This window comes from Actinomadura sp. 7K507, assembly GCF_004348425.1.
Classification (GTDB): Bacteria; Actinomycetota; Actinomycetes; order Streptosporangiales; family Streptosporangiaceae; genus Spirillospora.
This window is the reverse complement of sequence record NZ_SMKK01000297.1, coordinates 1-10074: the sequence shown is the minus strand read 5'-3', so window position 1 is coordinate 10074 and position 10074 is coordinate 1. Positions and strand designations below refer to the sequence as shown.

The window sequence follows — 10074 nt, the reverse complement described above, 5'->3', positions numbered from 1 at the left end:
TCGCTGGGGCGCGAGGGGCTCGTCATGGCCCGGATGCTGGAACGGGGCGATCTGGAGGCGGCGCGGGGGCGGCTTTCGCATCTGTGTGCGCGGGATCCGAGAGGGCTCGATGCCGGGGGATTGGCTCGGGCCGTCGTCGAGTCGGTGGCGGAGAACACCTCGGACGCTTCCATCGCTCCGCTGGTGTGGGGGGCCGTGGCGGGCGTTCCGGGTCTGCTGGTCTACCGGGCCGTCAACACGCTGGACGCGATGGTCGGATACCGGAATCCGAGGTATGAGCGGTTCGGGTGGGCCGCGGCGAGGCTCGATGACGTCGCGAACTGGGTTCCGGCTCGGGTGACGGGCGGGTTGGTCGCGGTCTGCTCTGGGCGTGGGGCTTGGCGGGTGCTGGTCAGGGACGGTGGAAATCATCCGAGTCCCAATGCCGGCCGGTGCGAGGCCGCTTTCGCCGGGGCGCTCGGAGTGCGGCTCGGCGGCGTGAACGAATACGGCGGACGGGTCGAGCGGCGTCCCGAGATGGGGGACGGCAGGGCCCCGGAAGTAAGGGACATCAGGAGGGCCGTGGGGCTTTCGGCGGCGGTGACCTTCGCGGCGGCGGCCGTGGTCTGGGTGCTGCGGTGAGCGGGCTCCTGGTCGCCGGGACGACCTCGGACGCGGGCAAGAGCGTCGTCACGGCGGGGCTGTGCCGGTGGCTCGCGAGGAAGGGCGTGAAGGTCGCGCCGTTCAAGGCCCAGAACATGTCGCTGAACTCGATGGTGACGGGGGACGGGGCCGAGATCGGGCGGGCGCAGTACATGCAGGCGCAGGCCGCGGGCGTCGAGCCGAGGGCCGTGATGAACCCGGTCCTGCTGAAGCCGGGGAGCGATCGGCGTAGTCAGGTGGTGGTTCTGGGGCGGCCTGTGGCGGACGTCGACGCGCTGCAATACGGGGAGCACAAGGAGCGTCTCAAAGGCGTCGTGCTGGAAAGCCTCGCGGAGCTCCGGGACGAGTACGACGTCGTGGTCTGCGAGGGGGCCGGGAGTCCCGCCGAGATCAATCTGAGGGCCGGCGACATCGTGAACATGGGGCTCGCCAGGGCCGCGGAATTGCCGGTCGTGGTGGTGGGCGACATCGACAGGGGTGGTGTTTTCGCATCCCTGTACGGGACGGTCGCTCTGCTGGAGCCCGAGGATCAGGAACTGATCGCGGGGTTCGTCATCAACAAGTTCCGGGGCGCCACAGAACTTCTGGAGCCGGGACTCGATCAGCTCAAGATGCTCACCGGACGGCCCACTCTGGGAGTGCTGCCCTGGCAACCGGGGTTGTATCTGGACTCCGAGGACACCCTGGCACTGGACGCGCCCCGGCCGGAAGCGAGAGGTGCGGTCGGGAAGGAGACCTTGAGGGTCGCCGTGGTGCGTTTCCCCCGGATCTCCAACTTCACCGATCTGGACGCCTTGGCCTGTGAACCGGGGGTCGTCGTCCGATATGCGGCCAGTGCGGGGGATCTGGCCGAGGCCGATCTGGTCGTCCTGCCGGGAACGCGGGCCACGGTGAATGATCTGGCATGGCTGCGCGAACGGGGAATGGCCGGCGAGATCGAGAGGCGGGCCGGCGCGGGGCGGCCGGTGCTCGGTATCTGCGGCGGCTACCAGATGCTCGCCGAAGAGATCGTGGACCACGTCGAGTCGGGGACGGGACGTGCCGAGGGGCTCGGCCTGCTGCCCGCGCGAGTCGAATTCGGGGAAGAGAAGATCCTCGGGCGACCACGGGGCAGCGCCTACGGCGAAGAGGTCCACGCGTACGAAATCCACCATGGCGTTGTGGCCGCCAGCGGGGAGCCTTTCCTCGACGGATGCCGGCAAGGGGCGGTCTGGGGAACGACCTGGCACGGCGTCATGGAGAACGACGGGTTCAGGCGCGCCTTCCTGCGAGATGTGGCGCGGCAGAGCGGCCGCGATTTCACGCCCGCACCGGATGTGTCGTTCGAAGCCGTGAGGGAGGCGGCCCTGGACACGCTCGCCGACCTCGTCGAGCAGCATCTGGACACCGGCGCCATCTGGCGGATCATCGAGAACGGCGCGCCGCGGGGCCTTCCCGTCGTCCCGCCCGGCGGGCCGCCGAAAGCGCCCGGCGGACGCCCGGAAGCGTAGGGCGACGAGCCGGGCGGCGCCGCGGCGGTAGGGTGATCCCTTCGATGGCACCGGCCGCAACAGGCACCAGGAGGAGCGTCCCGTGACCGAGCCGCGGTCCAGTCTGATCGTCCCGCTGATGAAGGCGCGGGTGCCGGCCGAGGTCCAGCTGGAGTTCCCGCTGCCCCCGGACGAGGAGCCGGTCCGCGACCCGTTCGCCGGTGACCTGTACGTGAGCTACGCGCTGGAGATCGCCGACGAGAGCGTCCCGTCCGGCCGCCGCTACGAGCACGTGGCCCGCCGGCACTGCGCCGAGCTGGGGGTGGCGCCCGGGGAGCTGCGCCGCCGCGCCGTGATCAACCTGCGGGACCTGCGTCCCGAGCTGAGCCTCAGCTGGTACCCGGACGTGCGCGCCGTGACCGTGTCCCTGTCCGGGACGGGCGCGGCGGCGAGGCGGGGGAGCCTGGAGTCGGGCCTGCTGCTGGACGAGGGGTTCCTGGAGAAGCTCGCGCAGGACGTGGAGGGCGACCTCGTCGTGGCGGCCCCGGCGCGGGACGTGTTCGTCGCATCCGGTACCGGCCACCCGGACGGTGTCGACAAGCTCCGCTGGGCCGTCGCGCGGGTGTGGGCCGAAGACCGCGGGGAGGGCGGCGACGACCCGGTGTGGGACGTGCCCGCCGGGAGCCTGCTCACCCACAACCTGATGGTCCGGCGCGCCGGCGCCTGGGACGTCCTGATGTCCTGACGCCGTCCTGATGTCCTGAAGCCCCTGACGTCCCGACCGCCGGACGGCCCCGAAGCTACGACAGTGTCTTCAGCCGCGGCCAGAGGTCCGGCCACGGGGCGCGCTGGCCGCGGCAGATCCACACCGGCTTGCCCTGCTCCTGGTTGTCGAGGCCGACGCCGTTGTCGATGCGGGTGACCGGGCGGACGTCCGCCCAGAACCGCCGCAGGTACGGCGCGCCCGCCTCGCTCTCCGGGCCGACGACGACAGCGGGACCACCGGTGTCGGGCGGACGCCCGAAGTACCAGTAGCCGTTGTGCCCGCTGTACGCGCGGGGCAGGCCGAGGCCGGGCCCGTACTTGTCGAGCGCCCCGGCCTCCCCGTAGTTGCTCACGATGATCGTCGCCTTGGACCGCTCGCCGGGCGGCAGCGAGTCGTAGACGCCCGCGACCTGCTCGGCGAACCGGGGCCAGCCGACCGTCTCGGCGGAGTCGGCGTTGATGACGGGCTGCGGGGTGTCCGCCAGCCACTTCACCGGGTAGACGGGAAGGGTGAGCAGGGCCGCCGCGATCCCGGTGATCACGTACGTCGGCGCGGTCGGCACCCAGTTCCAGCCGCGCGGCGCGCCGTTCCGCTCGATCTCCACGGCCCCCGCCGCGAACAGCGCCGCCCACATGCCGCTGAGGTAGTACGGCTTGCCGGCGGTGATGAGGAACAGGACGGTGAGCAGCACGTACGCGTGGCCGAGGAACCGGAAGGGCCGCAGGTCGTCCGACCGGTACGTCCGCCACAGCCCGTAGATCCACAGCCACGACAGGACGACACCGGTCAGAAGTATCTGGAACGGGATGAACCCGGGCCGTCCGGCGAAGTCCCCCTTGTCGGCGATGGCGTTCGCCATCTCCAGCTGGGGCCAGCCATGGTCGGCCTGCCACATCAGCCCCGGTGCGATCGCCGCGAGCACGATGAGCACGGCCGCCGCCGTCATGGGCCGCCGCAGGAACTCGCGCGGCCCCGAGATCAGCAGCCCCGCGGCGAGCGCGGCGATCAGGAACGCGGCCAGGTACTTGACGTTCAGGGCCAGGGCCGCCACGACGCCGACGGCGAGCAGGAGCCGCTGGTCACGGGTCCGCACCCACCTGACGACCAGCCACACGACCGTCGTCGAGAGCAGCAGGTCGAGCGTCGCCGTGTAGAACGTGTGGCCGACCGCGACGACGAACGGGCAGACCGCGTACGCCCCGGCGGTGAGGAGTTGCGCCCGCCGTCCGCCGCCCATCTCCCGCGCGGTCAGCGCCGCGACCACGACACCGGCGGCGGAGAAGAGGGCGGCGGGGACGCGCAGCGCGACGAGCGAGTCGCCGAGCACCGCCGTGACCGCCCGGCTGATCAGCGGCAGCAGCGGCGGCTGGTCCGGGTACCCCCACATCAGATGGCGTCCGGCGACCCGGAAGTACAGCTCGTCGCGGTGGTAGCCGTACCGGGCGCTGACGGCGAGCAGCACCACGCCCAGCACACCGGCGATCAGCAGCACCGGTTTCCAGGCGACCGCGGAGGAATCGGACGGGACGCCGGTCTCGGCGGAGCCGGGTGCCGCGGAGGCCGGGGCGGACATGACCGGATCTTATGCCGCCGACGTCACCGGTGTCGCGGCCGCTCTAGGCCACCCGGCCCGGCCACCGTGCCCCGAAAACCGGTGGGGCTGGACGTGCCGTTCCCTCTACCGTGCGGTCATGGTCTCGACGCATCAGCTGCTCGCCTTCTCCGCGATGGCGCTGGCCATCATCGTCATCCCCGGCCCGTCCGTGCTGTTCGTCGTCGGCCGGGCGCTCGCACACGGCCGGCGCACCGCCCTCGCCGGCGTCGTCGGCGGCGTGCTGGCCGCGCTGGTGCTGACCGTCGCCGTCGCGGTCGGCGTGGGCTCGATCGTGGAACGTTCGGCGGTCGTGTTCACGGTTCTGAAGACCGTGGGCGCGGTCTACATCGTCTATCTCGGGGTGCAGGCCATCCGGCACCGCCGCTCGCTCCCCGAGGCGGTCGGCCGGGACGAGGAGAGCCGCGGCGGCCGGGCCCTCGTGCAGGGGTTCGTGGTGGGCATCACCAACCCGAAGACGACGGTGTTCTTCGCGGCCGTCCTGCCGCAGTTCGTCGTCCGGGAACACGGGCACGCGGCGCTGCAGATGATGGTGTTCGGGCTGATCTTCGCGGTCATCGCGCTGCTGTGCGACAGCGTGTGGGGCATCGCCGCCGGGACGGCCCGCGCCTGGTTCGCCCGCTCGCCCCGCCGCCTCGCGGCGATCGGCGGCACCGGGGGGCTGATGATGATCGGCCTCGGTGTGACCGTCGCCGCGACCGGCCGCAAGGAGTGACGCGGACTCAGACCGAGCGCGGACTCAGACCGAGCGCGGACTCAGACCGAGCAGAGGGCGAAGTTGTCGAACGTCGCTTCGGGGTGTCCTTCGGTGCCCTCGGGGCGGTGCGCGATCAGGCCGCTCGATCCGGGGTCCTCGTCCGGGGCCTCGGCGGCGGCGCTCGCGACGTGCTCGCCGTTGACCCACATGTCGAGGCTCACGCGCGACCCGTCCTCGGCGCAGGCCGCCTGGATCCGGTCGTCGTGGCTGCGCATGTCGGCGGCGGTGCCGGTCGCAAGGTCCGTCAGCGTGGAGCCGTCCATGCGCGCGATGCGGGCCCGCCCGTCCTCGCGGAGGAGGAAGGCGAAACCGCTGCCCTGCCCGTGGCAGTAGACACCCGCCTCACCGCCCTCGCCCTCCTTGAGCTCGACCTTCACCTCGATGAGCTGCGAGTCGGGGATGTCGTCCGCGGGCGCGTCGACGGTGGTCCGCGTCGTCGTGGGCAGGACGTGCAGCTCGTACTTGCGGTCGCGGTAGGACGCGTCCCAGGTGGGTGTGGCGGCCGTCTTCCAGCCCGACGTCTCGTCGCTGAAGTTGTCCTCGAAGACCTTGTCCTCGACCTCCGGGGGCTCCTTGCCGAGGCCGGCGGCGGCCTGGGCGGCCGGAGGGCCGCTTGCCTCACCCCCGCCGTCGGACGTCAGGTTGAGCACGCCGAACAGGGCGGACACGCCGGCGACGGTCGCGACGGCGCCGATGGCCAGGCCGAGGCGGTGCCGCGAGCGCGGCGGCCTCGGCGGCTTCGGCGAAGCGGGGGACGGCGACGGCGGGAAGGGCGGCTGCGTCGGCGGTGTCTGCGCGGCGGCGGGCGGCGGTGCGTTCACCGGCCGCGTCGCCGGGACGGACTCGAAGGCCGTGACCGGCGCCGGTGCGGCCTGTTCCGGTGCGGCCGGTTCCAACGTCGTTTCCGGTTCCGCTGCCGCCTCGGGTTCATCTGCCGTGGGCAGCGGGACAGGGAGGGCGACGGCGGGGGCCGTTGACGGCGGTTCCTCCTGGCCGGTCAGGGCCTGGATGAGCTGCCTGACCGCGGGACGTTCGGCCGGGTCCTTCGCCAGCGACCGGGTGACGAGATCGCGCAGCGACGGGTCGAGCCCGTCCAGGTCGGGCTCGCCGGCGGTCACCCGGTTGATCGTCTCCGGGAGCGTCCCGGCGCCGAACGGGGCGCGTCCCGTGCCCGCGTACGCGACGACGCAGCCCCAGGCGAACACGTCCGCCGCCGGGGTGATCTCGGCGCCGTTCATCAGCTCGGGCGCCATGTACGAGGGGGTGCCGATGAACTGGCCGGTCCTGGTCGGCCCGTCCGAGGCGTCCAGCGCGCGGGCGATGCCGAAGTCGATCACGCGCGGGCCGGTCGGGGACAGCAGCACGTTGGACGGCTTGAGGTCGCGGTGCACGATCCCGGCGCCGTGGATCGCGCTCAACGCCGTCGCGATGTTGACCGCGAGGGCCTCCAGGTCGCCGCCGCGCAGCGGCCCGCCGTCCCTGACCGCCGCGTCCAGCGACGGGCCGGAGACGTACTCGGTCACCACGTACAGCGGCTCGCCGTCCAGCCGGGCGTCCAGGACCGCGGCGGTGCAGAACCGGCGGACCTGCCGCGCCGCCGTCACCTCGCTGCGGAACCGCTCGTTGAACGCCTCGTCGTCGGCCAGTTCCGCGTTGATGACCTTGACCGCGACCTGCCGGCCGGAGTCGTCCTCGCCGAGGAAGACCGTGCCCATCCCGCCGCGGCCGAGCCGCCCGAGCAACCGGTAGGGGCCGAGCCGGCGTGGGTCACGGTCACGAAGGGGGGCCTGCATGGGGGTCTCCCGGAGCCGGAGGGTCTGCTGTCTTCCTGACGTCGGATCAAGGCCCGCGGGTTCCCGCATGCGGCCGTGAACCTCCCGCCCATACGCTTAGATGCCGGTATTCGAAGGCGGGTTCGGGAGGAACTGTGGACGTGACGGCGGACGTGCTCGGCCCAGGATACGAGGCCATCGAGCTGCCGATGGGCCGGGACGCCGAAGGCGAGGTCGTGGCGACGCTGGTGCGGCGGCGCGGCGCCGTGGCCCCCGCAGGCGGCCCGTCCCGCCGGGCGGTGCTGTACCTGCACGGGTTCGTCGACTACTTCTTCCAGCGGCACCTGGCCGACTTCTACGTGGACCTCGGCTTCGACTTCTACGCGCTCGACCTGCGCAAGTACGGCCGGTCGCTGCGCCCGCACCAGACCCCGAACTACGTCGAGAGCCTGTCGGACTACTTCCCGGAGATCGACGAGGCCGTGCGGATCGTCCGGGACGTGGACGGGCACGACACGCTCCTGCTGAACGGCCACTCGACCGGCGGCCTCATCGCCGCGCTGTGGGCCGCCAAGGGGAAGGGCAGGGGCCTGGCCGACGCGCTGTTCCTCAACAGCCCGTTCCTGGACATCGCCGAGCCGCTGGTGATGCGCAAGGCCGGCGCGGGCCTCGCGCGGGCGCTGCGTCCCCGGTTCCCGAAGGCGAAGCTGCCGGCGGGCGTGTCCGACCGGTATCCGCGGAGCATCCACCGCGACCACGAGGGCGAGTGGGACTTCGACCTGGAGTGGAAGCCGATCCTCGGATTCCCGGTGCGGGCGGCGTGGCTGGCGGCCGTCCGCCGCGGGCAGCTCCGCCTGCGCAAGGGCCTCGACGTCGACGTTCCGGTGCTGGTCATGGCGTCGACGCGCAGCGTCCGCCCCACCCGCAAGGTGCTGGACGTGACCGGCGCCGACGCCGTCCTGGACGTCGAGCACATGGCGCGCTGGGCTCCCCGGATCGGCCGCCACGTCACGCTCGTCCGGATCGACGGCGGCCTGCACGACCTGGTCCTGTCGGACGAGCCGGCCCGCACGCAGGTGTTCGAGGAGCTGACCCGCTGGACGAACGGCTACCTGCCGGCCCGCTGAACCGCGGCTGAAGCCCGGTTCCCGGCGACCGGTCAGCCGAGGACCTTCGACATGTCGAAATCGTCGAACTGGACGGTCGTCGCCTGTGTCTTGTTCCCGCCTCGGTGGATCTCCATCCCGACCCATCCGTTGGCGAGCGGCTGGTCGGCGTCCACCGCGTCGATGACCTGATCGCCGTTCACCCAGAGCCGCAGCCTGACCTCCTTGCCCCCGTTCTGGCTTTCGCAGCCGATCTGGAGCTTGTTGGGGCCGTCGTCGGAGAAACCGGGCACCGAATCCGGGGCGGCGAGTTCCTTGCTGCCCTGTTCACCGCTGGTCTTGCGGAGGACCGCGCCCTTGCCGTCGTTGCGGATCATGAACAGGTACTGGGAGACCTTGCCCTGGTTGTCGTTGGCGCGGCACAGCATCCCGTACCGCGCATCGGCGGGGCCTTCGGCGACTTCGGCTGTCACGGTCGCCAGGACCGGGTCGGGGAACGCCTTCACATCGTCCTGGGGGACCCACTCGCTGATGGACGCGGTGCTCTCGCTCGTCTGCATCCAGTACCTGCCTTCACGGTAGGTGTGCCCGCTCATGATGCTCTCCCAGCCGGAGTCATCGTTGGAGAAGTCGTCGCTGAACACCGTGGCGAGGTTGTCGGGCGGGCCGTCCGGGCGCAGCACGGTGAAACCGACGACCGCGAGGACCGCGAGCGCGGCGACGGCCGCGGCGGCGATGATCAGCGGGCGGCGGGGAAGGCCGCCTCCCGTACTGCGGGAACCCGGCGGGGGACCACCGGGAGCGGCGCCGTCGTCGCGCGTGGTGTCGGGGCCGGACGCGACCGTCGGCGGCGGGAACGCGGCGTGGCCGGTCCGCGCCTGCACGGTCGGGTCGTTCGCCGGGCCGTGCCAGCCGGCCTGGACGGTCTCGGCGAGCGTCGCGGGGTCGGTCTTGCCGTGGCCGACCAGCCGCCCGAGCAGGTCCTGGACGGACGGGCGGTTGCGCGGGTCCTTGTCGAGCGCGGCGGCGACGACGTCGCGCAGGCCGGGGTCCAGCCCGTCCAGCTTGGGCTCTTCGTGCGCGACCCGGTAGAAGATCTCCGGGACGGTGTTGCCCGCGAACGGCGCGTTGCCCGTCCCGGCGTAGGCGACGACGCAGCCCCACGAGAACACGTCCGAGGCGGGGGTGACCTGCTCGCCGCGCAGCAGTTCGGGCGGAAGGTAGTTCGGCGTCCCGACGAACTGGCCGGTGCGGGTGGGGCCGTCGGCGGCGTCGAGGGCGCGGGCGATGCCGAAGTCGATGACGCGCGGTCCGGTGGAGGACAGCAGGACGTTGGCGGGCTTGAGGTCGCGGTGGACGATCCCGGCGCCGTGGATGGCGGCGAGCGCGGTGGCGACGCCGACCGCGAGGCCCTCCAGGTCCGACCCGGGCAGCGGACCGCGCTCGGCGACGGCGCTCTCCAGGCTGGGACCCTCGATGTACTCGGTGACGACGTACAGGGGGTCGGTGTCCAGCTCGGCGTCCATCACCGGCGCGGTGCAGAAGCGGCGGACCTGCCGGGCGGCGGTCACCTCGCTGCGGAACCGGTCCCGGAACGGGCTCTCCCCGGCCAGCTCCCGGTTGATCACCTTGACGGCGACGCGGCGTCCGGCGCTGTCCTCACCCAGGTAGACCGTCCCCATTCCGCCGCGGCCGAGGCGGCCGACAAGCCGGTAGGGGCCGAGTCGCTGGGGGTCCTCCGGGCGCAGGGCCTCGCCGTTCTCTCCTGCGTGCGTGGTCATCGGTGATCCTGAACTGGAATCGGTGTCTGTTTCGTGTAGAACCCTAGCGCTCCAGGGGTTTTCGCGAGCGGAGCTATTCCTTTGAAAGGCGGTGTGTGGGGGCTGGAGGACGGTTCGCGAGCGAAGCTCGTCCCTTGAAAGGTGGTGGGTGGGGGCTGGAGGACGGTGG

Annotated in this window: 8 protein-coding genes; 5 read left to right on the top strand and 3 right to left on the bottom strand. The window is 72.1% G+C overall.

Annotated elements, in window-relative coordinates; all coding sequences use genetic code 11:
* The 3 genes from cbiB to E1285_RS39920 all read left to right on the top strand — a co-directional run.
* The coding region (gene cbiB / locus E1285_RS39930) for an adenosylcobinamide-phosphate synthase CbiB (protein ID WP_132159800.1) at positions 1 to 621 on the top strand (621 nt) is incomplete at its 5' end.
* Positions 618 to 2132 (top strand): cobyric acid synthase, encoded by a 1515-nt coding sequence (locus tag E1285_RS39925; RefSeq protein WP_132159799.1) that lies wholly within the window; start codon positions 618 to 620, stop codon positions 2130 to 2132. The genes cbiB and E1285_RS39925, both read left to right, overlap by 4 nt.
* A gap of 82 nt (positions 2133 to 2214) precedes the next feature.
* Positions 2215 to 2856 (top strand): DUF1444 domain-containing protein, encoded by a 642-nt coding sequence (locus E1285_RS39920; protein WP_132159798.1) that lies wholly within the window; start codon positions 2215 to 2217, stop codon positions 2854 to 2856.
* A 55-nt stretch (positions 2857 to 2911) separates the two neighbouring features.
* Here the strand turns inward: E1285_RS39920 and E1285_RS39915 are convergent, their stop codons facing one another.
* Positions 2912 to 4450 carry a glycosyltransferase family 39 protein gene (locus E1285_RS39915; protein WP_132159797.1) on the bottom strand — a complete coding sequence of 513 codons (1539 nt, stop codon included), beginning with the start codon at positions 4448 to 4450 and terminating at the stop codon, positions 2912 to 2914.
* A 118-nt stretch (positions 4451 to 4568) separates the two neighbouring features.
* On the opposite strand from E1285_RS39915, the gene E1285_RS39910 reads away from it, so the two are divergent.
* Positions 4569 to 5204: a LysE family translocator gene (locus tag E1285_RS39910; RefSeq protein WP_132159796.1), complete on the top strand. Its 636-nt coding sequence runs from the start codon at positions 4569 to 4571 to the stop codon at positions 5202 to 5204.
* A gap of 41 nt (positions 5205 to 5245) precedes the next feature.
* Here E1285_RS39910 and E1285_RS46965 read toward each other — a convergent pair whose 3' ends face one another.
* Positions 5246 to 7039 (bottom strand): serine/threonine-protein kinase, encoded by a 1794-nt coding sequence (locus tag E1285_RS46965; protein WP_207947166.1) that lies wholly within the window; start codon positions 7037 to 7039, stop codon positions 5246 to 5248.
* 140 nt (positions 7040 to 7179) lie between these two features.
* Here E1285_RS46965 and E1285_RS39900 point away from each other — a divergent pair, with 140 nt between their 5' ends.
* On the top strand, positions 7180 to 8145 hold the full coding sequence (locus E1285_RS39900; RefSeq protein WP_243723380.1) for an alpha/beta hydrolase: 966 nt from the start codon (positions 7180 to 7182) through the stop codon (positions 8143 to 8145).
* A gap of 32 nt (positions 8146 to 8177) precedes the next feature.
* Here the strand turns inward: E1285_RS39900 and E1285_RS39895 are convergent, their stop codons facing one another.
* The gene (locus E1285_RS39895) at positions 8178 to 9905 is read right to left on the bottom strand and encodes a serine/threonine-protein kinase (RefSeq protein WP_132159795.1); all 1728 of its coding nucleotides are present in this window, start codon (positions 9903 to 9905) and stop codon (positions 8178 to 8180) included.
* Between the last annotated feature and the right edge of the window lie 169 nt (positions 9906 to 10074).